Origin of the sequence: Bacillus capparidis (assembly GCF_017832095.1) — a bacterium.
Lineage (GTDB): Bacteria > Bacillota > Bacilli > Bacillales > Bacillaceae > Bacillus > Bacillus gobiensis.
Map to the genome: position 1 here is coordinate 758,920 of NZ_JAFDST010000002.1, position 23,505 is coordinate 782,424.

Consider the following 23,505-nt stretch of genomic DNA (forward strand, 5'->3'; position numbering starts at 1 on the left):
CCCTTCATCTCCTTTATCTCTTAAGTCAGTTTTAACAATTCTTTTATTTTTAATTTAGCCGCTCGTTTTACGGAAAGGTCCATAATCAAATCCTGGGGAAAATAGAGCTTATGATCAGTACGCCTTTTTCCCGAAATGCCATCGACGATATCAGATTGTCTGGAAAGCTCCTTTAAACTGCCGTCCTGCGTAAGCAAATGAATAGGGAGGCGTTCTTCTTCCTCTCCCGGACGATAAAAGTCATATGGAAGGTCGGAGGAAGAATCAACAACTAAATAATAGTCTGGATCGATTCCCGCCCGCTTAAATAACGTCGTTAACTCAAAAAACTTGACCATTTCTTCGTTTGGGTTAAATTCTACGTATTGAAAAAGGCGACGGTTGCTAAATCTCTTGCACAAATCGGAAAGTATGCTGTCTTCTTCTTCTTCCCATGCTTGAAAATAATAAAGAATAATGGACTCATCAAGCTTGAGATAATCGGACAGGGTTACTTTCCCTTCAAAGATTGAGTAAAAGTGAGCCGGAGTATGTTTAAATTGGTAGCCTTCTTCATAAAGCTGCTTTGCGCGATGTAAAATTTTCGATAATATCACTTCGGCGCTTCTCGTTACAGGATGAAAATACACCTGCCAATACATTTGATATCGGCTCATAATGTAATCTTCTACAGCATGCATGCCGCTTTGTTTTATAACGACCTGATCATCTCTCGGCCTCATGACCCGGAGTATCCGTTCCATATCAAAGTGGCCGTAGCTGACGCCGGTATAATAGGCGTCGCGTTGAAGATAATCCATCCGGTCTGCGTCAATCTGGCTTGAAATGAGGCTGATTACCTGCTTGTTCTTATACGTTTTTTCGATCACTTCAGCAACGGCTTTAGGAAAATCTTCACCGACCCGCCTTAGCACCTGGTTGACCTCTGTGTCACCTAAAATGATTTCACGGGTGAAATTCTCATGGTCTAAATGAAACACTTTTTCAAATGAATGGGAGAATGGCCCATGGCCCAAATCATGAAGTAAGGCGGCACAAAGACATAAATCACGCTCACTGTTGTCCCATTCCGGCCTGCCTTTGAACACATCATCGACCATACGCCTGACAATTTCATATACGCCAAGAGAGTGGCCGAACCTGCTATGCTCTGCCCCGTGAAAGGTTAAATATGTGGTTCCGAGCTGCTTAATCCGTCTCAGTCTCTGAAACTCACGTGTGCCAATTAAATCCCATATCAGCTTGTCCCTTACATGCACATAGCGGTGAACAGGATCTTTAAATACCTTTTCTTCAGATAGTTTCTCTTTTTCATAAGCCATAAATCCGTCCACTTCTTTCCGAGATATGTTTTCTATTATAAACGGTCTTTTTTTTGAAAACATCCTTGAATTTGTTCCTTGTTTTTGTTTCGTAGGTCAAAAAGCCTGTCCCATGCATTTTGAGTGATAGTATTTTTTTATTTGATAATAAAAAGCCCGGCATCGGCCATGGCTTTTGATGAGTTTATCTCACTTTTCTTTTTACTTTTTCAATCAGCTGATCTTCATCTGGTGCAGCAACAGGCCGATTATTAACGAAAGCAAATGACTTTTTTCGTCCCGGTCCGCAGTAGGATTGACAGCCAATTTTTATATCAGAATCGGGATCAACTTCTTTCAGGCGCGGCAACAGCGTCTTCAGATTGGTAGCTTGGCAATCATCGCACACTCGAAATTCGTTACCCATTTCATACGCTTCCTTTCATACGATCTGCATTTTTTCATAGTTCTATACGCTATCCGTTATTTTACAAGGATTTAAGGATCCTTGCAAGCAGAGAATCAATTGCAAATCTTCATAAAACATTTGCTTTTTTCTCGATTTAAAGTCAGAATATACACATTATTCATGTGACGGAGGGAAAGTGAATGACTACAGCTTGGAATGCTTACATAAACGAAACGATTACTGTGAAGCCTTTGAAATCAGGACCTCTTGATGGTTTGACCTTTTCAGTGAAGGATGTATTTGATATTGAAAATTATACGTCAAGTGCCGGAAATCCGGATTGGCTGAAGACTCACCAGAAAGCTAAGAAGCATGCTGCGATTATAGAAACTATATTGCAAAACGGAGCCACATTAAAAGGAACGACTATAACCGATGAATTGATGTACAGCTTAAATGGAGAAAACCTCCACTACGGTACGCCTGTCAACCCGGCTGATTCCAAACGGATCCCCGGCGGTTCATCGAGTGGTTCTGCCGTAGCTGCAGGAGCAGGTCTTGCTGATTTCACCGTTGGGACAGATACAGGCGGAAGCATCCGCATACCCGGCAGCTACTGCGGTGTATACGGCTATCGGCCAACACACGGGCTTATCTCAACCGACGGGTTAATCCCGCTTGCTCCTACGTTTGATACGGCAGGAATTCTTTCTAAACGATTTGATGTGTTTGAAAAAGTGTGCCAGGTCCTTTTTGAAGAGGCGGACGACTTTTTGCAGGATGGGGATGAGGATTTTGAGAAAGCACTTCTCGTTCCTGATATTACAAGCCAGCTGGAATCGCAAACCCAGCTAGCTGTAAAAGACATTATCGATCAGATGGCGAAAACGGTACCGGATCAATCCGAAACTGTCCTGCATCCTAATGGACTGTCTCATCTGCGAGAAGCGTTCCGTCATTTACAAGGTCTTGAAATTTGGGAGATCCACGGAGAATGGATCAAACAAGAAAAACCTGAATTCGGCGAAGATATTGCCAGCCGCTTCGACTGGGCAAGCACCTTGGATAAAGAAATCAGAGAAAAATACAACAATGTCAGAAAAAGACTGCGCCAGCAAATGCAAGCCCTTCTCGGGAAAAACGGCGTGCTGATTATGCCGACGGCTCCGGGACCAGCCCCGCTTAGAAACGCGGTAGGCGAAGCATTAAATCAAACGCGAATGCAGACGCTTGAAATGACCTGTATTGCTGGATTAGCAGGACTTCCGCAAATCACTCTCCCTTGGGCTGAAGTAGACGGCTTACCAATTGGTATTTCCGTAATTGCAGCCCCTGATCAAGACCGCAAGCTGCTAAAGTGGATCCGGAAAACCGGCGATCAGCTGAACATGCTCTAGACTCTGGCGACGACGTTAGGGATAGCGCTGATGATCAGGCCGCTTGCGCTGATTGGCGCCAGGGGATCGATCGGGTGCTCGCTCTTCTATTGTCGCGAGTGGACAGTAGATTGAGAATTGAGGGTGCGGACGGGTTGTTTTGTGGGAATTGCACCGGTAACAATGATAATTGCACCATTGACCCGGGGAATTGCACTGATAACAGCAATATTTGCACCGTTGACCTTGGGAATTGCACCGGTTACAGGGATATTTGCACCGTTGTCCCCGGAATTGCACCTATAACAGCGATAATTGCACCGTTGACCTTGGGAATTGCACCGGTAACAACGATATTTGCACCGTTGCCCTTGGGAATTGCACCGGTTACAAGGATAATTGCGCCGTTGGACCAGGAATTGCACAGATAACAGCAATATTTGCACCGTTACCAAAGTTAATTGCACGACAAGCGATCTTGCAAACAAAAACAGCTTCGGGGCCCTACATTTCCATAGGGACCCGAGGCTGTTTGCTATTATTCCGCCATTTTTTCAAGATTTCCGTTACGGTCCATCTTAAATGTAGGGGAAGATGAATGGTCTTCTTCTTCAAATAAAACTAGCTTTCTTGCACGGTTCATGATTTTCACTAGTGTTTCATAATCCTCTTGAACTGTCACTTGATCCTTTTCAAGCTTTTTGACTTCGGCTTCCAGTTTTTCAATTTTAAGATGGAGTTCTTGATTTTCGTTTTTCAAGCGGTCATTTTCAAGCTGTAATGTTGTAGATTTTTGACCTTGATATCCTTTAAGAAAATCAATGACGTCACTCATTGTCAGCTCGTCTTGAGTCTTCACTTCAGGCTGAGCAGAGCCAGTTAATAGATGGGATAAACTAGCTAACTCTTCTTTAAAGCTCTCATCTACATAAGGCAAATGCTCTTCGGAAATTGCCGGAACCTTTTCTTTTTGTTCGTTCTCAAGCGGTTTCTTTTCTTCTGTCACCTGACCCGCAGCCGGCGGATTGTACAGAAGGCGTTTTTTCGCCTGCTGGCCTTTTCCCATAGCTCTCATTCTCTGTTTTCGTTGTTTTTTCGCGAGCGATAGTGCTTTTTCATATTGATGCCTTACGACAGCGTTCCAGCGGAAGCCGCAAGCTGCTGAGGTGCGGTTCAGCTTGTCGCCGACCTCCTCAAACGCATTCAGTTGTGTGCTGCCCTCTCTTACATGCCGCAGTACCGTTTCTGCTAACAATAGATCATTTTCTTCAGACCATGCATCCTGTCTTTGCTTTGTCATCTTTCTCAACCCCCATATTATTTGGTTGATATTAGAATTTCCAAATTGAGAAAGATTTATACAAGTTTGCTAATATAGTTGGCGTTTTCGTATTTAAACAGAATCGAAAGAAAGCCTATATAAAAGCCTTTTCGTTCCGGTCAACCATCCTTTTTAGATTTTTATTAAATTCCGTTTGTTCTTCTTCAGATAAAGGAGCAGAGTAAATTCTTTGGCTCAGGTCTTTCAATTGGGTAAGGAGCCTGAGCATTAAATCAGGAACTGTTATCTCTTGTCCGATTATTTCTGAAAGGGAGGCCATACTTTCCGGAACGATTTCAGGATAGGCAATCTTTACAGCATTCCTTTTATCTTTTAAAGCAGTCTCATAAAATTGTTTAATCAGCTCTGCTCGTTTGCTTCCGCTTTTATTTGCGCAGATATAGATTTGGACAGCAACTCCGCCCCGCATCCGGCGTTGGGAAATACCGGCGAATTTTCTGCCTCCGATACTTAAATCATAGCTTCCGGGACAGTACGAGCCAATGATTTCATATGCCTTTATTTCTACACCAAAGGAAGCGAGCATTCCGTCTATCAATTCAACCATCGCCCGATACCCGCTGTCGATATCAATCCCCTTTTTATTTTCCGGGAAAATTAACGAGATATTAAGTACGCCTTCATCTAAAACTACGGCGAGTCCGCCTGAATTTCTGACGATTACCCGGTAGCCTGCGTCCTCAAGAAGCTCGACCCCTTCTAACAAATAGGGCAGCTTCGTATCCTGGATTCCGAGGACAATGGTATCATGGTGAACCCATGAACGAGCAGTCGCAGGAGAGATACCTTTTCCAACGAATGTACATAGAGTATCATCGATGGCAAAGGATTCCTTAGCATCAAAATGAAAGCCCATTCCGGATTGGTCAATAATCCGCCACTCCGGCTGAATAAGTAATTCAATCGAATGATTCGACATCTATCAATAACCCTTTCCATACGATTTCAAACCGACATCATTATAGCATAAGCCATACAAAAATCCCGCAAACCATTGTTTGCAGGATTTTTATTAAAGGGTTTGAGCGGCTGTAATCAGCGCAAGGTTGTAAACATCCTGAGAGTCGCATCCGCGCGAAAGATCGTTCACAGGCTGATTGAGGCCTTGAAGGATCGGTCCGACAGCCTCGAAGTTTCCGAGACGCTGCGCAATTTTGTAGCCAATGTTGCCGGCCTCAAGGCTCGGGAATACAAAGACATTAGCGTCTCCTTTAATAATAGAGTCCGGAGCTTTTTTCTCAGCAACAGACGGGACAAATGCGGCATCGAACTGAAATTCTCCATCCAATGTCAAATCAGGTGCTTTTTCTTTCGCTATTTTTACTGCCTCTGCTACTTTTGTTGTTTCATCCGATTTTGCGGATCCTTTTGTTGAAAAGCTCAGCATGGCCACACGAGGATCGATATCGAACATTTTCGCTGTGTTTGCACTTTCCACTGCGATTTCTGCCAAATCGTCGCTGTTTGGGGCGATATTGATGGCACAGTCTGCAAAGACATATTGCTCATCGCCGCGAACCATAATGAAGACGCCGGACGTTTTTTTGATTCCTTCTTTTGTCTTTATGATTTGAAGTGCTGGGCGAACGGTATCAGCCGTTGAATGTGCTGCGCCGCTTACAAGTCCATCCGCAAGGCCTTTATAGACAAGCATCGTTCCAAAATAATTTTCATCTAAGAGGATTTTTCGCGCTTGCTCTTCCGTTACTTTGCCTTTACGGCGCTCAACGAATGATTGAACCAGCTCTTCCAATCCTTCGTATGTATGTGGATCATAAATATCAACGCCGTCTAACTTTAAATGTAAGCTATCAGCTTTTTTTGTAATTTCCTCTTTGTTTCCAACAACGATTGGTTGAAGAATACTTTTGCCTGCTAGCTGAATTGCAGCTGTTAATATCCGGTCGTCTGTTCCTTCCGGAAAAACAATTCGGACGTCTTTCCCTTTTACTTTTTCTTCAATGAGTGTAAATAAATCTGCCACTTTGTTACCTCCTTGGTAAGTACATAAGTTAAGGATACTATGCTTGCAAACAAATTCAAACATTCACTTTGTATTATAGCGCTTTCAAAACAATTTCTTATTTTTCAAATTAATTTAAGCAAAAGAATGCTGATTTTACTTTCACCTTTCTGACACAAAATATACCAAATCCGCCCAAGGTTTCATCTCCGAAGAATCGAACAAACTATGTTATAGTAAAGAAAATAACGAGTACATATTGTTTAGGAGTGAATATAATGAGTGAACAGCAAGCAAATGAAGCAGCAAAAACGTTGGACGGCTGGTATGCCTTGCATGATTTCCGCCTTATCGATTGGGCTTCCTTTAAGCTGTTGCCAGGAGATGAACGTGAAAAAATCATTCAAGAGTTTACTGGACTATTAAAAAAATGGGGAGCAGCAAGAGACCTCGAAAGCGGAGACAGCACTCTATACAGCATTGTCGGCCAAAAAGCTGATCTTATGCTGATGATTCTGCGGTCAACAATGGAAGAGCTTAATGAAATTGAGCTTGAATTTAATAAGTCAGCGATTGCCGAATATTTAATACCGGCGTACTCTTACGTTTCTGTCGTTGAACTAAGCAATTACTTGGCGGATGGAGAAGGCGATCCCTATCAAAACCCACATGTTCGGGCACGGCTTTATCCTAAATTGCCGGAATCAAAACACGTTTGCTTCTATCCAATGGATAAACGCAGACAGGGCAATGACAACTGGTACATGCTTTCAATGGACGAGCGGAAAAGTCTGATGAGAAGCCACGGAATGATTGGCCGCGGCTATGCAGGGAAAGTGAAGCAGATCATCACCGGATCCGTCGGTTTTGATGATTACGAATGGGGAGTCACTTTGTTTTCCGATGACGTCCTTCAATTTAAAAAGCTGGTCTACGAAATGAGATTTGATGAGGTAAGCGCGCGCTACGGCGAATTCGGATCATTTTTTGTCGGCAACTTGATTGATGCTGACAAGCTGCCTGCTTTCTTTTATGTTTAAAACATTTGCCAGAGCAAATGAAATATAATTATTTTCGTCTAAATATTGTTTCTCACTTTGGAATATGCTAGCATATAGCTACAAAAATTTATATTTGTACGGTGAAGGATCAATAGTACTAAAATCCTCTTCAACCAAGCGATCTAGGGATGGTGAAAGCCTAGAGAATGATTTTAGGAAAAGGCAATCCAGAGTATATCCTATATAAGGTGGATACAGTTTTTGTATCAATCAGGGTGGAACCGCGGGAATTTATCTCTCGTCCCTGGGCATGTCAGTGAAGTGCCCGGGGACGAGAGATTTTTTTATTATATAAACAACAGCCTAATTACAGGAGGAAACAAATATGTCAAAATCAATGGATCAAATCGTATCTCATTCCAAGCATCGCGGCTTTATTTTTCAAGGGTCTGAGATTTACGGCGGTCTTGCCAATACATGGGATTACGGTCCGCTTGGCGTCGAATTAAAAAATAATATTAAGAAAGCCTGGTGGAAAAAATTCGTTCAAGAATCCCCTTACAATGTGGGATTGGATGCGGCGATTTTAATGAACCCGAAAACGTGGGAAGCATCCGGCCACTTAGGTAACTTTAACGACCCGATGATAGATTGTAAAGACTGCAAAGCGCGTCATCGTGCGGATAAATTAATCGAAGAAAAGCTTCAAGAGAAAGACATTGAAATGATTGTCGACGGTCTTTCATTTGATGAGATGGCAAACCTTATCAAAGAGCACAACATTACATGTCCTGAATGCGGCTCTGCCAATTTCACAGAAATTCGCCAATTCAACTTAATGTTCAAAACCCACCAAGGGGTAACTGAAAACACGACAAACGAAATTTATCTTCGCCCTGAAACAGCTCAAGGGATTTTCGTTAACTTTAAAAATGTCCAACGTTCGATGCGTAAAAAGCTTCCATTTGGTATCGGCCAAATTGGCAAAAGTTTTCGTAACGAGATTACTCCAGGCAACTTTACATTCCGTACTCGTGAATTTGAACAAATGGAGCTCGAATTTTTCTGCAAACCGGGTACTGAGCTGGAATGGTTTACGTATTGGAAAGAAACGTGCAATAACTGGTTATTGTCACTCGGTCTAAAAGAAGAAAATATTCGCCTTCGCGACCATGAAGAGGATGAACTATCCCACTACAGTAACGCAACTTCAGACTTTGAATATAAGTTCCCATTCGGCTGGGGTGAGCTATGGGGGATTGCTTCACGTACTGATTACGATTTGAAAAAGCACATGGAGCATTCTGGTGAAGATTTTAACTATATAGACCAGGAAACGAACGAGCGCTACGTACCTTATTGCATCGAGCCAGCTTTAGGCGCTGACCGGGTAACATTGGCCTATATGATTGATGCGTATGAAGAAGAAACGTTAGAGGACGGCTCTTCACGGACGGTCATGCGGCTGCACCCGGCATTAGCACCATACAAGGCGGCGGTATTGCCACTATCGAAAAAGCTTTCAAACGAAGCCCGTGCAGTATTTGAAGATTTAGCTAAATACTTCATGATTGACTATGACGATGCAGGTTCCATCGGTAAACGGTACCGCCGTCATGACGAGATCGGTACACCTTTCTGTATTACATTTGATTTTGATTCATTAGAAGATCAACAAGTAACGATTCGCAATCGTGACACGATGGAACAAAAACGGGTTGCTATTAGTGATTTAAAAGCATTCATTGAAGAATCCGTTCAATTTTAATTTCATGAGGAGTGAAGCGAATGGAAACGAAAGATCAAGCGCAGCCGTATGGGGTGACGCCTTGGTTCAAGGTTTGGATCGCTCCTCGAAGCATCATCAGAGAATTTCTTGATTCTCCATTTCCAGAAAAAAACGCCAGACTGCTTGCAGCTCTAGCTGGCATCATTACATCAATAGAGCAGTTGGAAAAAGACAGTCTAACAGCATCGAACGTTATCATTAATATTATCGTTGGAGCAATTATGGGAATCATCGCCTTATATTTGTTTGGTTTTATACTAAGAGTGACAGGAAGTTGGTTTGGCGGTGAAGGGGACGCTGAAGATCTAAGAACGGCAGTTACGAGAGGGCAAAACGTACTGACAATCTTACTCGCTGTCTTTTGGATCCCCAAATTGCTGCTGTTTGGATTAGATGCATTCTCGAGTATGTTCTGGAGCATCGACATTACAAATATCCCCAAGATGATTCTATTCATTTTTGAGATCCCTTTATCGATATGGAGTTTTGTCGTTTTTGTATTAAGTGTTGCTGAAGCACATCGTTTTTCCGGATGGAGGAGCCTTGGAGCTTGCCTTATATCAGCCTTTTTCGTTCTCCTGCTGTTTCTGGTTATTTTATTACCATTCCTCGCTTTGTCTTTTTAAGCTTCCTCCGGGGAGCTTTTTTGTTTTACTGTCATTTAGTGCATATCCGTTCCCTTCACAACATAAGTTTGAATGGATGAAAGAATTTAGTCTTTATTTCTTGCCATCCATAAAAAACACTTACAAAATTAGTGATTTGAGGCAGAAGGCAAAAAGCAGCGTCGTCTATCTGTCTATGAAAAAGGAGGAAGGAAATTGAAGGGATTTCGAAATCAATTTTCACAATCTATGCAGCCAGGCTTTTCCCCTCAACAATTCGGGCAAAACCCTTATCCCCAAGGGCAGCAGGGGTTTCAACAGCCAGGGCAGCAGCAGGGCTTTCCTTATCCCCAAGGGCAGCAGGGACAACAGCAAGGACAGCAGCAAGGGCAACAACAAGGACAGCCGGGGCAGCAGCAAGATCAACAACAAGGACAGCCGGGGCAGCAGCAAGGCTTGCAGGTGCCTCCAATGCCGTCTGCACCAACACCATCCGGTCCGTCCGCTCCTGGACAGCTGCCGCTTGAAGAGTCTTACATTGAAAATATTCTCAGGCTTAACAGAGGAAAAATTGCCACAGTTTACATGACCTTTGAAAACAATAAAGAATGGAATGCAAAAGTATTTAAAGGGGAAATTGAGGCAGCAGGACGAGATCATATTATCCTTAGTGATCCAAAAACAGGAGTAAGGTATCTCCTCCTTACCGTATATCTCGATTATATTACTTTCGATGAACCTATCGCCTATGAATATCCATACAGTATGGCCAGCTATTCTCCTAGATAGGAAAACACCTTCCGCTTTCGAAGGTGTTTTTTTCTTACAAAAACTTCACAGCAGCTACTACGACAAGAACCCAGGCGATAATAAAGGACAATCCGCCTAGAGGGGTGATTGCACCGAGCACTGAAATTTGTGTAAGACTTAATACATACAAGCTCCCGGAAAACAGTACGATCCCTACAAACATGAGCCATCCCGCTGCAGTCAAGCTGGCCACACTGCCTATTTTGTCAAAAAGTAACGCAACAGCCAGAATACCTAACGCATGGTACATATGATATTTCACGCCTGTTTCCCATGTCTGAAGATATTTCTCAGGAATCCTGCCTTCAAGCCCGTGCGCGCCGAAAGCACCAAGCCCTACTGCGATCATGGCATTGATGGCTCCTATGATAATAAATACTTTCATATTAGTTTACCGCCCTTCTATTCAAAAAAGATCAATTTAATTTTAATGCTTTACTGGCCGATTCGTCTTCGTCAGACACAAGATTGTCGGTTTTTTGTTTAAAAATCAAATATAGAATCACCGTTTGCTTCATCATCTTTTTTCTCTTTTTTCTTCGTTTCTTCGTATTTTCGGCTTCCTTCCGCTCCCATTAATTGATGAAGCATCGATTCCGATTGATCACTTATTGCTGGTGCCTTTTTTTCTTGGACTTTTGGAATGTCCGATTGGCCGGACTCAAGAATAACGTCGCACAGCGATTTGATCACCGCGGCATGGAGCTTGATCTCCTCGTTCCCGTTGCTGTTTTTCGCCTTTTGGAGTTCCTCCTCCATTTTTTGAAGCAGGCCTGATATGTGAATATTCATGATTTGTTCCTCCGTAACATAAACTTTTCTCTTTATATTTTAACAAAAACGAACAGGTTTCACATAAGACGGTCTATTGCATTTTTTAAACAACGAATCCCTTGCTGAATTTCTTCGTTGTTTAAATGGCCGTAGCCAATGACAAGCTTTCCCTTATGGATTCCCCTCGTTATCGCATGCTGTTCAACAGAATAGAGCTTCACTCCGTCTTCTTCCATTTGGAGTAAATCATTTTCTGAAAAAGTCGCAAACGGAAAATCGGCAATGAAATGCAAGCCTGTCGAATGCCCGGAAATTTGAATATCCGCTGGAAAAGCTTCTTTTAATTTGTTAATGATCAAATCTCTTCTTTGTCGATACACTTTCTTCATTTTGCTTACATATCGGTCCATATGTCCCGCTGCCAAAAAACGCGCAAGTACCAGCTGTTCCGGAGCAGGTGTATGCAGATCGGAAAACCATTTGACGGATCGGCATTTTTCAACCAAATTGCTCGGAAGAATAATGTAGCCGATCCGCAGAGCCGGCGATAAAATTTTGCTGAACGATCCTATATAGATGACTCGATGTGGATCAAGCCTTTGCAGCGTGCTAAGAGGCGGCCCGTCATAACGGAATTCACTGTCGTAATCATCCTCTACAACATACGAATTGGTTTTCCTAGCAAACTGAAGCAATTCGATTCTTCTTTGGATGGAAAGAGTCCCGCCAAGCGGAAATTGATGGGAGGGTGTCACAAATGTAAATGCAGGGATTACGTTTTCGGGAAGCAAAGAGGTATCCAGTCCTTCTTCATCCACAGATACAGGGTAAAGATTACCGCCTGCATTTTTAAAGATTTGCTGAATATCATCTGTGATTGGATCCTCCAGCACTACCGGATCGTCTTCCCTCAGCAGCATTCTTCCTACTATCGTTAAAGCTTGTGTTGCTCCGGAAGTTATCACGATTTGTTCCTTCGAGCATTTGACTCCTCTTGTTTTAAGCAAATAAGAAACTAGCTCTCTCCTAAGTTCCTCTGCCCCTTCAGGTGATCCGTAGCCAAGTGTATGATCTGATATCTCGGTCCACACGGCTTGTGATAGCCTGGCCCAAATTTTACGGGGGAAATGCCTTAAATCGGGTATTCCGGAACGAAAATGGATCATTTCTTTTTTATGTACGCTATGAATGGGAGAAGAAACAGGCTGTTCCCAATATTCCCTTTTCAAAAAGGCACCCTCTGCCACATATGTTACTGAGCCTTTTTTTGAAAAAACAAAGCCTTCAACCATCAGCAGATCGTATGCCTCTAAAACGACGTTTCTTGATACATGAATCGCTTTGGCCAGCTCTCGTGACGACGGAAGCTTTTCCCCTGCAGGAAGACTGCCATCTAAAATTTTTCCACTTATTTCATTGTAGACCTGGCGAATCAAAGGAATATTTTTACATCGATCAATCGATAAAAGCAGCTTTGTTCACTCCTTTTCAAAGTGGCTCTAATAAATAAATACGTGATTGGGTCTAAGTAAAACCATTTTACCATGCTACCTTTGATGAAAGACAAAAAAAGGAGCCGGTGAGAAAGTAACAATTCAGCAAGCGTTAAAAAGTATTGCCCGTAGTCCGGAAATTAAGGATTTTGTCAAGAATTCACCTGAGGTATACGAGGTGCTTGTAAAAGCGGCAAAACATGTACATATGCGGAGAAAAAAGAGAAGAAGCTTTAACTGAGGATGAACGCTTTATTCGTAGCGGACATTCCGTCTCACTTGAATACATTGGGGAAAACGCGAGAAGTAATGAGGAAATCATTCAAGCCATAAATGAATTTGAGCAGCTTATTCATGTAATGGGGCAAAAAGGAATTGAACAAACCGTTTCCCTCGATTTATCTCATATTGGCTTAAACGGCGACCAAGACAAGCAATATGAACATCTCATTTCTCTGTCAGCTTCTGCTTTATCGTATAACATTGATATCATGATCAGCATGGAAGAGTCCTCTAAAACTGACAGTATATTAAATGTTTATGAAAAAGCAGCAAGACTCTTTCCGAATGTAGGAATTACGATACAAGCACATTTGTTTCGCACCGAGAAGGATCTCACACGCGTACTAAGGTCACCAGGTAAAATACGACTTGTCAAAGGGGCTTATAAAGAAGATGTCTCGATTGCCTTGTCCAGGTCACCCGAATTAAATGAAAGCTACATAACTTTTGCTAAAGCAATCATTGATGCGGACAAAAAGCTGTCCATTGCCACTCACGACTCGAAGCTCCTTCAAGCACTGGAAAATAGACAAATTATTTCCATCCCTTATACCGAAATTGAAATGCTTTACGGCGTGAACACAGGGGTACTGGATGAACTGAAGGAAAAAGGCTATAAAACTAAAAGATATTTAACATACGGACAGGATTGGTTTTTGTATTTCTGCCATAGGCTTGCGGAGTATCCCGAAAGTATTCTTGATGTGGCTGCTGATTTGCTCAAGCAGGACGGTGAATATGCTAGATGAAATCCTATCTATACGTTTTGCGATGGTGATCGTCGGAAGCTCGATCGTTGCTGGCGAGCTGTCCATTCAGAAGCTTCCGATTTTTTTAATCTCAGAGCTTCGTTTCCTTATTGCTTCAGCTATCCTAGTGCCGATTTGGTTGTTATATGAAGGGCGCCCTTCTTTAAAAATAAAGGATGCTTTGCTTCTGTTGTTGCAGGCACTCTGCGGCGTATTCTTATTTAACATTTTTATGCTCACAGGATTAAAATCCACATCAGCAATTGACGCCGGCATTATTAGTAGCACTGCGCCGGCAGCAGTTTGTCTGCTGGCTTTTTTTCTTTTTGGCGAGAGGCTGACACTCCACCGCTTTGCCGCTATTTTGCTTGCTGTTACAGGTGCTTCCGTATTGCAGCTGACCGGGTTTTCTGCCGGAAATGAAACAGACGGGCACTTATTGGGAAACGTATTTATTTTAGCTGCTGTCATATGCGAGGCCTTGTTTGTTTCTTTAGGGAAGCTTGTCTCCGCCAGAGTCAGCCCGCTCGGAATTTCCACAGTCGTTTCCATCTATGGTGCAATTATGTTTTTTCGTTTTTCGTTGCAAGAATTTAAAAAAGTCTCGCTGCCTGTGATTACGTTTGAGACATATGGGATCATCCTCTATTACGGAATAATTGTTACTGTGGTGGCCTTTCTACTTTTATATCAAGGATTGACAAAAATCTCGGCCGGAACAGCCGGAGTATTATCCGCTATCACACCTGTCAGTACAGCCATTTTGTCAATCCTTATACTTGGTGAAAAACTGACTTTTTTACATGTGATAGGCATTTCACTTGTGTTTGCTGCGATTTTCTTTGCATCAATACCAGTTAAAAAAGTAGTTTCAGAGGTTAAATGAAAATAAATGTTAAAAATCTGCCCGCAGAATTCGCTGGCAGATTTTCCAATGGTTTGTGTCGGTATTAGAGGTTGTTCTCAATTTATGTGCTTGATTTAGTTCTTATGTGCCTGTATCGCTATTCGTCCTCAATACACCAATCAACCGGCTTTTCATTGATTTTTTCCAAGTAATGATTGGCCTGTGAAAATGGCTTGCTGCCGAAAAAGCCTTTATGCGCTGAAAAAGGGCTCGGATGCGGGGATTCGATAATAAAGTGCCTGGACGTATCAATCCGTTCCTTTTTCATTTGCGCATGTCTTCCCCATAGAATGAAGACGACTGGTTTTTCTCTCATATTTAGGACGTCAATGATACGGTCAGTGAGGGTTTCCCAGCCTATTCCTTTGTGGGAATTAGCCTGGCCTTTTCGTACCGTAAGCACCGTATTTAACAGCAAAACCCCTTGTTTTGCCCAGCTTTCTAGTGACCCGTGGTTCGGCAGGCTGCAGCCAATATCCTCCTTCAGCTCCAGAAATATATTTTTTAGCGAAGGGGGCTGCCTAACGCCTTTTTGTACAGAAAAACTAAGTCCATGTGCCTGGTTCGGCCCATGATATGGATCCTGTCCAAGAATCACCACTTTTACGTCTTCATATGTGGTATAGTGCAAGGCATTAAAAATATGATCCTTATTAGGATATATGGTTTGATTGTTATATTCTTTTTTTAATAGTTCTCTCAGTTCCAGATAATAGGGTGCTGCAAATTCTTCTTTTAACTGGTTCCACCAGCTGTCGTTCAGCAGTTGCTTCATTGATGCGGCCTCCTTTTCCATCTACGATTATAGCAATCTATCGACAGAACTTGAATAGGAGATATGTTAGATGTCTGAAGGATAAGCAACAGATTTAATTAATCAGTGTGCAAAAAATCTCAAGCGATCCACTTAAAAAAACCGCCAGTCCACCCTAAAAGCCTTAATCACTGACCGTCGACCAGCCTTGATTTCACCGGTTCACCATCCCATACCCTTTCGCTTGCGGATTCTCTTTTTTTCACGGCCGGCTCCTCCAGCAGGACAGCGAAATTTTTTGTTGGAAGATCACCTAATTGGTGTTTTTCACATAAGGCTTTTAAATAGTTTTCCCGTGCTCCGTGAAGCTCGGCTGACTGGTTATCACCATTGTCTGAAAAGGCATAGATCACACTAGCTGTGGGTACCCTTTTGATCGTAAAGCCTTCTTTTGAGACACGAAGGAAAAAGTCCCAGTCCCAATAATTGTGCATTTCAGGGTCAAAAGCTCCTATTTTCTCATGAATACTGCGCTTATAAACACTTCCTGATGGGACATAGGTTGAAAATTTCCTCATTTCCTCAATATCAAACGTATAGGCAAAAAGCTTTCTGCTTACTGGATAGCGCGTTTTATTTTTATCTTGAAATGAGACAATTTCCGCATCAGAATAAGCAAAATCACTAGATTCCAAGGCTTTCAGCATCCGTTCAATATGGCCGGGTGTCATTAAATCATCGTCATCAAAGAGCATAATGACGTCTCCCGATGCCTGTTTAACTCCTTCATTTCTTGCTCTAACATGCTTCACATTTTCTTTAAGGTTTAGGATCGTAATAGGCAGTTCATTGTAAAGAGCTTTTACAGTCTCCACAGATTCCCCTGCATCATTTACGATCACAATTTCATTTGCTTTCACCGATTGGCCGGCAATGGTTTCAAGCAACTCACAAAGTTCTTCTAGTCGGTTATGGGTAACAATGACAATTGAAAGCTTCATACCTGTCTCCTGTTCGTTTTTTGACCTCTTCTTATTGTACAAATCCGAACGTCGCCATGACAAGAGCAAACAGCAGAACAACCATTGCTGCGAAGACTTGTAGCAGCCGTTTTTTCCACTGATCTCCTGAGTTCAGCACCCACCTTCGAACGCAGTAAATATAGGCGGGCAATAGGACAGTGGAGTAACAGAAGCATAAAAAAACTAAGGCAGCTGGAAACGGGCCGCATCCTTCATTATTCCAATCCGTTGCTAATTCCTTGAAGCTTTCACCTGAGCTGAAATATAAATACAGCATGAATAAGTTGAGTAGAAGTGCTCCTCCTGAAAAGAAAATTGCAGAAGCGTGAGCAAACTTAATGCAGCGTATCGCAATGAGCCATACGATAGAATAAACAAGGAGCATCATTGCAAGATTCGGAGACAAAACAAATAGAAAATCTGTATCGTCAGCATGAACCAATTCAAGCAAAAAGGAAAAGCCAATCATCAAAGGAATGGTGAAACAAAAAGCAATCACTGTACTAAGCAATGCTCCGATGTGCAAAATAAATCCGAAAAGAAAGGCTCCCGCTGCTTTCACCATATGTACCAGCTCCTCTATTACATAGTAATTCTAGGTATATATTTAAAAAAAGACTTGCTTAGGAACAAGTCCCCTCTACACGAGAATCCGCCTGCCGAACAAGAAACCAATTTTGCTGACGACCGGAAACAAGAAAGTACTTACGATGCAAGCCAGAAAAAAATCCGGAGTTAACATTGTCTCATAAGGCTTTCCGGGAATCAGATTCCATAAAACGATCAGCATGAAGAAAAAATTAGGGAGTATTGCGACGAAAACGGTCAGATTCATAATTTTCCTACCATTTACTCCGTATTCCCTTCCGCCTTGATAGCCCAAGAGCATCCAAAAGATAAGATATCCGCATAGAATCAGCCATTTCGCCGACCATAATGCCGTGATGAAAGGAATATCAACAAACAAATACAGAGCGGTTACTATTACACCTCCAATGAAGAACAAAAGATTAAGCATAATATAAAAGCTTGAATACACTTTCACTGTAGGAGCCGCCTGACCTTTATACGCTTTGGCAATTTCCGTTGGAGAGCCTATTTCTCCCTGAAGTTTTTCGTAGATTTCACTTTCCGAGTATCCATTATCTTTCAAATATCTATAGCTCTCTTCAACGTGAGAGAAAATTTCTTTTACGAGTAATTCATCGGCATGAACACGACTTAGCGCTCTTTTAAGATCTGCCTTATACAAATGCTTACTCTTCATTTGCAAATTCCTTTTTCAGCATTTTGTTCATCATGCTTGAAAATTCCTTCCACTCGCTAACTCTGTCATTCAAAAGCCGTGCTCCTTCGCTTGAGAGCTTATAATATTTACGGTCCGGACCTTTTTCTTGCTTTTCCCAATAAGAAAGAACATATCCTTGCCTTTCAAGCTTATGAAGTGATGGATACAATGTGCCTTCTTTCATTTGAAGCGTATTTTCGCTTCTTTGGTTCATTTCCTTAACCAACTCATAGCCATACATCTCTCGTTCCTTCAAGAGCTGAAGAATGAGAATGGCAGTGCTTCCCTTCACTAGTTCACGGTTAAACATGAAATACACCTACCTAGTAATCATAAGTATGTAAATCATAGGAAACTTTCTCCATTCTGTCAATACTTCCGTATGTTTGTGATCTTCTGAAAAGGGGACTATAATATAAAATAAAGAAATTCTGATTTTCTGTAATGAGAGGGGAACTAGAGTCATGTCAATGCAAAAAGCACTTACTATCGCAGGATCCGATTCGAGTGGCGGAGCAGGAATCCAAGCTGATTTAAAAACATTTCAAGAACATAATGTTTACGGAATGACCGCACTAACGGTTATTGTATCCATGGATCCGGATAATAATTGGAACCATCAGGTTTTCCCTATAGATATTGAAACGATTAAAGCCCAGATTTCAACCATTGTGGACGGGATCGGGATTGACGTAATGAAAACGGGAATGCTGCCGACAGTAGAAATTGTTGAGCTTGCTGCCAATACCATCAAATCAAAACAATTGAAAAATGTTGTGATTGATCCAGTTATGGTTTGTAAGGGAGCAAACGAGGTTCTTTACCCTGAACTAGCAGCAGCCTTGCGTGATCTGTTAACACCTGTTGCCACGGTGATTACTCCCAACTTATTTGAAGCTGGACAATTGAGCGGTTTAGGAGAAATTACAACCATAGAGCAAATGAAGGAAGCAGCGAAAGCTATCCATGAACGTGGAGCGAAGTATGTTCTTATTACCGGCGGGGGTAAGCTTGAGCATGAAAAAGCAGTAGACTTACTTTTCGATGGAGAGACATACGAAGTCCTTGAGGGTGAACGAATTGATACGTTGAACACGCATGGCGCAGGCTGCACCTATTCTGCAGCAATTACAGCAGAGCTTGCAAAAGGGGCAGATGTGGAGGAAGCTGTTTATTCAGCGAAGAAATTTATCACAGATGCTATTCGCCACTCCTTTCCAATTAACCAATATGTCGGTCCGACGAAGCACTCTGCATGGAGACTTGATGGATCAAACTAGTATTTCCAACCCTTTTTTGCGCGGTAAGCAGGGCAAAAAGGGGTTATTTTGTTTTCAATTGATGAGCCGACTTTCTAAGATAGGCTTCAATTGATTGTAAGAATAACGCATATTCCTTCATTTGATCATAAGTTCGTGAGAGCCTTTCTTTTACCTCTTTATAAAGCACATCTTCTTCTTCGCTTTCTGAAATCAGTTTTCGTATGCGCATGAGCACTTCCTTATACTCTTCTTGTTTATCTTGAATATGATTCGCAATCACTTCTATTCGATACGGGGTTATTTTCTGCCTTCGGTTATTCATGAAAATCACTCCTTATTGAACATTCTGAAAAAACCATACACATATACAATCATAGCATGATTAATTCCATTTGGAAATAAGTAGAAAGAATGATATTATGCTTCACTTTATTTCCCGGGAAAAATAGAATGTTCAGGAGCAACCTTAAAAGCAGGATGGGGAACCCCTGATATTCAAGCGTTAATCTCCCATCCTCATTTTATACCTATTCAATTGTAAGTTCCGCCACATCAAAAAGATAACCTGAAGCTCACCATTTCCGTTCCGTGCCCTTGCACCTTCTTCAGTTATCTCGCGGAATCATGTATCCCAAATTAAACAGACAGAATAACTTTGCCGGGTTAATTGCCTGTAAATTACAATCGATCATCTAACAATCAGCGCCCCAACTGATTGAAGATTCACTCTATGTGAACGGTTCAAATGAATACTTCATGTAGGAGCCACCCTGACATTTGAAGTTTTTAAGATTTTCTTTTGATGAATTTTTCCGATTGCTTTTATATTTTTATAAGCATCTTCCTCCTTCCTTATAATGAAGGTGTTCCAAAATACTGGTCCCGCCCTGACTTTACATGGAGACTCTTTGATACCGTTTTGTAAGTTGCTTTGAAAGAAAGCACGCTCCGCCTTCTGCTTATTTCCTGTTGTTTTCCTCTTTTTCTTCTGAAGCAGTTGTTTCGGCTCGTCCATTTTTCTGTTAATAACGATCAAGGATCCTCCAGTTAGCTGATACACCGGCATATTTATAAGGAACACCCATCCTATGATAAGTTCTATACTTATTATCATTGATTCTATCAAATTTTTCACATTAATCCCTCCGCAAGCTAATCTATGAAACTTGTGTCCCTATCATATCTTGGTTGAATAACGAGGTTTGTCACAATCTGTGTGAAAAATCGTACTAGTTTTAAGAAGTTTTGTTGAAATCTGATAGATTTAACTGAAAATAAATAGAGTAAGAGCTTTTTTAAGCTTATTCACAAACTATCCCAAGGATAAACACATATTATCCACAATAGATATCCACATATACACAATGATAGTCCACATTTTGTAGAAGAACACGTATTCCCTACCATATCTGCCCACAGAATTATTTACTTATCCACGTTTTTTTGTGGATAAAATAAATTTCCCATGACTTTCGTTTGAATTAAAAGGAAATATTTCGTGAGTTTATTGAAAACAGGATATAAGACCTATCCAAATTAAGTCTAATGGCACAAGGAATAAAGTCTCTTAAACTTGAAACCTACTAAAGTTAACTACTTTTACAGATGCTGTTAAATCATATGACAAGGGAACCAGCATCATTATAACGAGGAGGAGCACTATTGAAAAAAAGTTTAATCAAGTATTCTACATTTTTTATTGCACTCGTTTTTGTATTGTCCACATTTATACCGGGTGTGCAGGCTCTATCCGTTTCTGCTCAGGCATCCACCGAACTAAACAAAGCTAAAATTTTCGGGGAGATTGATACAACTTCCGATAAACAAACTACGGTTATGGTAGAACTGAAAGAAAAATCGATGGTTGAAGCCAAAAAAACGGGCAAGAAACAAACAAAAGCTACATTAAAGGCAGCAAGAGATACCGCGAAAAACAAAGCAGCGAAATCCGTTAGAAACGGAAAAGTAAATCGTGAATATGAGCATGTTTTTTCCGGTTTCTCCATGAAGCTTCCGGCAAGCGAAGTACCAAAGCTGCTTGCAATAGAGGAAATTAAAGCTGTCTATCCGAACGTAGAATATACAACTGACGACATAAAGGGCGGTGATGTTGCCGTTCCGCAAGATGCGGTCAGTCCGCAAATGGATAAAAGCGCCCCATACATAGGTGCAGATAAAGCCTGGGAGTCGGGCTATACAGGAAAAGGCGTGACGGTTGCTGTTATTGACACAGGTGTTGATTACACACATCCGGACTTAAAAAACAACTTTGGAGCTTACAAAGGCTATGATTTTGTCGATAACGATTACTCTCCGCAAGAAACACCAGTGGGAGACCCTCGCGGTGAAGCAACCCAGCATGGTTCTCATGTAGCTGGAACGGTAGCAGCGAACGGTACGATTAAAGGAGTGGCGCCAGATGCTTCACTTCTTGCTTATCGCGTATTGGGTCCTGGAGGCTCTGGTTCGACAGAGGATGTTGTCGCGGGAATTGAACGTGCTGTCTTGGATGGTGCAGATGTAATGAATCTATCATTGGGCAACTCATTGAATAATCCAGATTGGGCGACAAGTATAGCACTTGACTGGGCAATGTCTGAAGGCGTGGCAGCCGTAACCTCAAACGGTAACAGCGGTCCTGATAACTGGACAGTCGGTTCGCCAGGAACTTCAAGAGAAGCTATTTCAGTCGGAGCCACTCAGCTCCCCTTTACAGAATATAGTGTAAACTTTGCCCCGTACGCATCCGCCAAGGTTATGGGGTATAACAACGAAGATGATATTGGGACTTTGAACAATAAAGATGTCGAGCTTGTTTTCGCTGGAATCGGTGATAAAAGCGATTTTGAAGGCTTAGACGTGGAAGGAAAAGTTGCTGTAGTACAAAGAGGCGTTTTGCCATTTGTCGATAAATCCGATAATGCAAAAGCAGCAGGAGCTATAGGTGTTGTTGTCTATAACAACGTACCCGGTGAAATAGCGCCGAACGTTCCGGGCATATCACTTCCTACGATCAAATTATCCAAGGAAGATGGCGAAGCTCTTGTAAGTGATATGAACAATGGCAATACATCTGCTAATTTTTCCTTCGCAGTGGAAAGGGAGGTTGGCGAATTAATGGCTGATTTCTCTTCTCGCGGTCCGGTAATTGATAGCTGGATGATTAAGCCTGATATCTCAGCTCCAGGAGTTAATATCGTTAGTACGGTGCCGACTCATGACCCAGCCAATCCATATGGATATGCTTCCATGCAAGGAACAAGCATGGCGTCGCCTCACGTGGCAGGAGCAGTGGCCTTGCTTAAAGAGGCAAAGCCAGAATGGACAGTCGACAAGCTGAAAGCGACTCTTATGAATACTGCTGATAAGTTAACGGACCCGGACGGCAATATCTATCCTCATAATACACAAGGAACAGGCAGTGTACGAATTGTCGATGCAATAAATACCGAAACCATCGTGTCGCCGGCCACCTATTCATTCGGCACTTACATGAAGGATAAAGGAAAACAAACGAAGAGGCATTCATTTACGATTGAAAACCTTTCAAATATCAGAAAAGCTTACACAATGGAATATACATTTGAAGGGGAAGGAGCAAATGGAATCAAAATCAAAGGAACGACGGATCGTGTCGTTGTCCCCGCAAATAAAAAAGGCAAGGCTCATATGAGCGTCCAAGTGAATGCCAAGAAGGCAAAAGCGGGAACATATGAAGGGAATATACTAGTACGTGAAGGCGGAAAAATTGTTGTAGAAGTTCCGACCTTGCTTATCGTAAAAGAACCGGACTATCCTCGAGTCACATCTGTTGAAGTACTGCCTGGCGTCACAGAAGGCTCCTACGCAATCGAAGCCTATTATCCTGGCGGAGCTGAGGAAACAGCATTCCTGGTGTATGACGCGGAGCTTAATTTCATTGGAGAAGCCGGGACATACAAGAAAGTCGGCAAAGGCTACCAGACCTTTAACTGGGATGGAAAAGTGAATGGCACAGACGACCTTGCGCCAGGCGAATATTATCTTCTTGCGTATGCGATAAAAGCAGGAAAATCAAGTCAGGTTTTGACCGAAGAACCTTTTATCGTCGAATAATGACAAGCCTTGTTGAGAACCACTCAACAAGGCTTTTTTATGCTAAACTAAAAAAACAAAAAGCTACATATCACTTGAAAGCCGGGGGACTTTACTGCCATGTTCTCATTTATTTTCCTGTTCATTTTTGCCATCTTTGTTATCTGCTTTTTCCTTCTCTCGCTAGTTTTTTTCGCTGTCCATTCCAGTCACGGAAAAAAGCAGCCTTTTAAAAAGGCCGCAGAGGACGTCGTTGACACACTCATTATTATGCCTCTAAGTTGGATTGTTTCTGCTCTGTATG

At 42.0% G+C, this 23,505-nt stretch carries 25 protein-coding genes; 10 read left to right on the plus strand and 15 right to left on the minus strand.

Features of this window, described 5'->3' with window-relative positions; genetic code table 11:
- Positions 1-20 precede the first annotated feature (20 nt).
- Entirely contained in the window at positions 21-1,322 is a 1,302-nt protein-coding gene (locus tag JOC74_RS10845; RefSeq protein ID WP_053606132.1) for an HD domain-containing protein, read from the minus strand.
- Between the two features lie 184 nt (positions 1,323-1,506).
- Complete coding sequence (locus JOC74_RS10850; RefSeq protein ID WP_053604595.1) at positions 1,507-1,728, minus strand: YuzB family protein; 222 nt, start codon at positions 1,726-1,728, stop codon at positions 1,507-1,509.
- Between the two features lie 182 nt (positions 1,729-1,910).
- Here JOC74_RS10850 and JOC74_RS10855 point away from each other — a divergent pair, with 182 nt between their 5' ends.
- Together JOC74_RS10855 and JOC74_RS10860 are read left to right on the plus strand one after the other, a co-directional pair.
- A complete protein-coding gene (locus JOC74_RS10855) occupies positions 1,911-3,107 on the plus strand; it encodes an amidase (protein WP_053604596.1) in 1,197 nt (398 codons plus the stop codon).
- Positions 3,068-3,517 carry a hypothetical protein gene (locus tag JOC74_RS10860; RefSeq protein ID WP_148564340.1) on the plus strand — a complete coding sequence of 150 codons (450 nt, stop codon included), beginning with the start codon at positions 3,068-3,070 and terminating at the stop codon, positions 3,515-3,517. Before JOC74_RS10855 ends, JOC74_RS10860 begins: the two co-directional genes overlap by 40 nt.
- Before the next feature lie 107 nt (positions 3,518-3,624).
- On the opposite strand, the gene JOC74_RS10865 is transcribed toward JOC74_RS10860, so the two are convergent.
- The 3 genes from JOC74_RS10865 to pta form a co-directional block, all read right to left on the minus strand.
- On the minus strand, positions 3,625-4,386 hold the full coding sequence (locus tag JOC74_RS10865) for a prespore-specific transcription regulator RsfA (RefSeq protein WP_053604598.1): 762 nt from the start codon (positions 4,384-4,386) through the stop codon (positions 3,625-3,627).
- Between the two features lie 115 nt (positions 4,387-4,501).
- The gene (gene lipL, locus JOC74_RS10870) at positions 4,502-5,347 is read right to left on the minus strand and encodes an octanoyl-[GcvH]:protein N-octanoyltransferase (protein ID WP_053604599.1); all 846 of its coding nucleotides are present in this window, start codon (positions 5,345-5,347) and stop codon (positions 4,502-4,504) included.
- Positions 5,348-5,440: 93 nt separating this feature from the next.
- Positions 5,441-6,412, minus strand: a complete 972-nt coding sequence (pta, locus tag JOC74_RS10875; protein ID WP_053604600.1) for a phosphate acetyltransferase — start codon at positions 6,410-6,412, stop codon at positions 5,441-5,443.
- A 257-nt stretch (positions 6,413-6,669) separates the two neighbouring features.
- Here pta and hemQ point away from each other — a divergent pair, with 257 nt between their 5' ends.
- From hemQ to gerQ, 4 genes are all read left to right on the plus strand, one after another.
- Positions 6,670-7,431: a hydrogen peroxide-dependent heme synthase gene (hemQ, locus tag JOC74_RS10880; protein ID WP_053604601.1), complete on the plus strand. Its 762-nt coding sequence runs from the start codon at positions 6,670-6,672 to the stop codon at positions 7,429-7,431.
- Positions 7,432-7,777: 346 nt separating this feature from the next.
- A complete protein-coding gene (locus tag JOC74_RS10885) occupies positions 7,778-9,160 on the plus strand; it encodes a glycine--tRNA ligase (RefSeq protein ID WP_053604602.1) in 1,383 nt (460 codons plus the stop codon).
- Positions 9,161-9,180: 20 nt separating this feature from the next.
- Positions 9,181-9,807 (plus strand): YIP1 family protein, encoded by a 627-nt coding sequence (locus JOC74_RS10890; protein WP_053604603.1) that lies wholly within the window; start codon positions 9,181-9,183, stop codon positions 9,805-9,807.
- 195 nt (positions 9,808-10,002) lie between these two features.
- A complete protein-coding gene (gene gerQ, locus JOC74_RS10895; protein ID WP_053604604.1) occupies positions 10,003-10,575 on the plus strand; it encodes a spore coat protein GerQ in 573 nt (190 codons plus the stop codon).
- A gap of 34 nt (positions 10,576-10,609) precedes the next feature.
- On the opposite strand, the gene JOC74_RS10900 is transcribed toward gerQ, so the two are convergent.
- The 3 genes from JOC74_RS10900 to pdxR all read right to left on the minus strand — a co-directional run bounded on the left by JOC74_RS10900 (position 10,610) and on the right by pdxR (position 12,806).
- Positions 10,610-10,981 carry a DUF423 domain-containing protein gene (locus tag JOC74_RS10900; RefSeq protein WP_053604605.1) on the minus strand — a complete coding sequence of 124 codons (372 nt, stop codon included), beginning with the start codon at positions 10,979-10,981 and terminating at the stop codon, positions 10,610-10,612.
- Positions 10,982-11,079: 98 nt separating this feature from the next.
- Positions 11,080-11,388 (minus strand): YwdI family protein, encoded by a 309-nt coding sequence (locus tag JOC74_RS10905; RefSeq protein ID WP_053604606.1) that lies wholly within the window; start codon positions 11,386-11,388, stop codon positions 11,080-11,082.
- A 59-nt stretch (positions 11,389-11,447) separates the two neighbouring features.
- Entirely contained in the window at positions 11,448-12,806 is a 1,359-nt protein-coding gene (gene pdxR, locus JOC74_RS10910; RefSeq protein ID WP_225970241.1) for a MocR-like pyridoxine biosynthesis transcription factor PdxR, read from the minus strand.
- 257 nt (positions 12,807-13,063) lie between these two features.
- Here pdxR and JOC74_RS10915 point away from each other — a divergent pair, with 257 nt between their 5' ends.
- Together JOC74_RS10915 and JOC74_RS10920 are read left to right on the plus strand one after the other, a co-directional pair.
- A complete protein-coding gene (locus JOC74_RS10915; RefSeq protein ID WP_225970242.1) occupies positions 13,064-13,894 on the plus strand; it encodes a proline dehydrogenase family protein in 831 nt (276 codons plus the stop codon).
- On the plus strand, positions 13,884-14,780 hold the full coding sequence (locus JOC74_RS10920) for a DMT family transporter (RefSeq protein ID WP_053604608.1): 897 nt from the start codon (positions 13,884-13,886) through the stop codon (positions 14,778-14,780). Before JOC74_RS10915 ends, JOC74_RS10920 begins: the two co-directional genes overlap by 11 nt.
- Positions 14,781-14,898: 118 nt before the next feature.
- Here JOC74_RS10920 and JOC74_RS10925 read toward each other — a convergent pair whose 3' ends face one another.
- The 5 genes from JOC74_RS10925 to JOC74_RS10945 form a co-directional block, all read right to left on the minus strand.
- A complete protein-coding gene (locus JOC74_RS10925) occupies positions 14,899-15,576 on the minus strand; it encodes a uracil-DNA glycosylase (RefSeq protein WP_053604609.1) in 678 nt (225 codons plus the stop codon).
- Between the two features lie 167 nt (positions 15,577-15,743).
- Positions 15,744-16,556, minus strand: coding sequence for a glycosyltransferase family 2 protein (locus tag JOC74_RS10930; RefSeq protein WP_053604610.1), 813 nt, complete (start codon positions 16,554-16,556; stop codon positions 15,744-15,746).
- 31 nt (positions 16,557-16,587) lie between these two features.
- Entirely contained in the window at positions 16,588-17,142 is a 555-nt protein-coding gene (locus JOC74_RS10935; RefSeq protein ID WP_053604611.1) for a hypothetical protein, read from the minus strand.
- 75 nt (positions 17,143-17,217) lie between these two features.
- Positions 17,218-17,844, minus strand: a complete 627-nt coding sequence (locus JOC74_RS10940) for a hypothetical protein (RefSeq protein ID WP_053604612.1) — start codon at positions 17,842-17,844, stop codon at positions 17,218-17,220.
- Complete coding sequence (locus JOC74_RS10945) at positions 17,834-18,175, minus strand: PadR family transcriptional regulator (protein WP_053604613.1); 342 nt, start codon at positions 18,173-18,175, stop codon at positions 17,834-17,836. The genes JOC74_RS10940 and JOC74_RS10945 overlap by 11 nt, the downstream gene beginning before the upstream one ends.
- Before the next feature lie 154 nt (positions 18,176-18,329).
- Here JOC74_RS10945 and JOC74_RS10950 point away from each other — a divergent pair, with 154 nt between their 5' ends.
- On the plus strand, positions 18,330-19,145 hold the full coding sequence (locus JOC74_RS10950; RefSeq protein ID WP_211086146.1) for a bifunctional hydroxymethylpyrimidine kinase/phosphomethylpyrimidine kinase: 816 nt from the start codon (positions 18,330-18,332) through the stop codon (positions 19,143-19,145).
- A gap of 43 nt (positions 19,146-19,188) precedes the next feature.
- Here the strand turns inward: JOC74_RS10950 and JOC74_RS10955 are convergent, their stop codons facing one another.
- Together JOC74_RS10955 and JOC74_RS10960 are read right to left on the minus strand one after the other, a co-directional pair.
- Positions 19,189-19,449, minus strand: a complete 261-nt coding sequence (locus JOC74_RS10955) for a DUF2489 domain-containing protein (protein WP_053604615.1) — start codon at positions 19,447-19,449, stop codon at positions 19,189-19,191.
- Positions 19,450-19,881: 432 nt separating this feature from the next.
- Positions 19,882-20,262, minus strand: coding sequence for a hypothetical protein (locus JOC74_RS10960; RefSeq protein WP_053604616.1), 381 nt, complete (start codon positions 20,260-20,262; stop codon positions 19,882-19,884).
- 527 nt (positions 20,263-20,789) lie between these two features.
- Here JOC74_RS10960 and JOC74_RS10965 point away from each other — a divergent pair.
- Positions 20,790-23,222, plus strand: a complete 2,433-nt coding sequence (locus JOC74_RS10965) for a S8 family serine peptidase (protein ID WP_053604617.1) — start codon at positions 20,790-20,792, stop codon at positions 23,220-23,222.
- The last annotated feature ends 283 nt before the right edge of the window (positions 23,223-23,505 follow it).

Excerpts from the sequence above, each read along its gene's own strand:
- lipL (WP_053604599.1), bottom strand. The coding sequence starts at position 5,347 with ATGTCGAATCATTCGATTGAATTACTTATTCAGCCGGAGTGGCGGATT.
- JOC74_RS10865 (WP_053604598.1), bottom strand. The coding sequence starts at position 4,386 with ATGACAAAGCAAAGACAGGATGCATGGTCTGAAGAAAATGATCTATTG.
- JOC74_RS10845 (WP_053606132.1), bottom strand. The coding sequence starts at position 1,322 with ATGGCTTATGAAAAAGAGAAACTATCTGAAGAAAAGGTATTTAAAGAT.
- JOC74_RS10920 (WP_053604608.1), top strand. The coding sequence starts at position 13,884 with ATGCTAGATGAAATCCTATCTATACGTTTTGCGATGGTGATCGTCGGA.
- JOC74_RS10930 (WP_053604610.1), bottom strand. The coding sequence starts at position 16,556 with ATGAAGCTTTCAATTGTCATTGTTACCCATAACCGACTAGAAGAACTT.
- JOC74_RS10905 (WP_053604606.1), bottom strand. The coding sequence starts at position 11,388 with ATGAATATTCACATATCAGGCCTGCTTCAAAAAATGGAGGAGGAACTC.
- JOC74_RS10925 (WP_053604609.1), bottom strand. The coding sequence starts at position 15,576 with ATGAAGCAACTGCTGAACGACAGCTGGTGGAACCAGTTAAAAGAAGAA.
- JOC74_RS10945 (WP_053604613.1), bottom strand. The coding sequence starts at position 18,175 with ATGTTTAACCGTGAACTAGTGAAGGGAAGCACTGCCATTCTCATTCTT.
- JOC74_RS10915 (WP_225970242.1), top strand. The coding sequence starts at position 13,064 with ATGTACATATGCGGAGAAAAAAGAGAAGAAGCTTTAACTGAGGATGAA.
- JOC74_RS10855 (WP_053604596.1), top strand. The coding sequence starts at position 1,911 with ATGACTACAGCTTGGAATGCTTACATAAACGAAACGATTACTGTGAAG.
- hemQ (WP_053604601.1), top strand. The coding sequence starts at position 6,670 with ATGAGTGAACAGCAAGCAAATGAAGCAGCAAAAACGTTGGACGGCTGG.
- JOC74_RS10955 (WP_053604615.1), bottom strand. The coding sequence starts at position 19,449 with ATGAATAACCGAAGGCAGAAAATAACCCCGTATCGAATAGAAGTGATT.
- JOC74_RS10935 (WP_053604611.1), bottom strand. The coding sequence starts at position 17,142 with ATGGTGAAAGCAGCGGGAGCCTTTCTTTTCGGATTTATTTTGCACATC.
- JOC74_RS10850 (WP_053604595.1), bottom strand. The coding sequence starts at position 1,728 with ATGGGTAACGAATTTCGAGTGTGCGATGATTGCCAAGCTACCAATCTG.
- JOC74_RS10940 (WP_053604612.1), bottom strand. The coding sequence starts at position 17,844 with ATGAAGAGTAAGCATTTGTATAAGGCAGATCTTAAAAGAGCGCTAAGT.
- JOC74_RS10900 (WP_053604605.1), bottom strand. The coding sequence starts at position 10,981 with ATGAAAGTATTTATTATCATAGGAGCCATCAATGCCATGATCGCAGTA.
- JOC74_RS10885 (WP_053604602.1), top strand. The coding sequence starts at position 7,778 with ATGTCAAAATCAATGGATCAAATCGTATCTCATTCCAAGCATCGCGGC.
- JOC74_RS10950 (WP_211086146.1), top strand. The coding sequence starts at position 18,330 with ATGTCAATGCAAAAAGCACTTACTATCGCAGGATCCGATTCGAGTGGC.
- JOC74_RS10890 (WP_053604603.1), top strand. The coding sequence starts at position 9,181 with ATGGAAACGAAAGATCAAGCGCAGCCGTATGGGGTGACGCCTTGGTTC.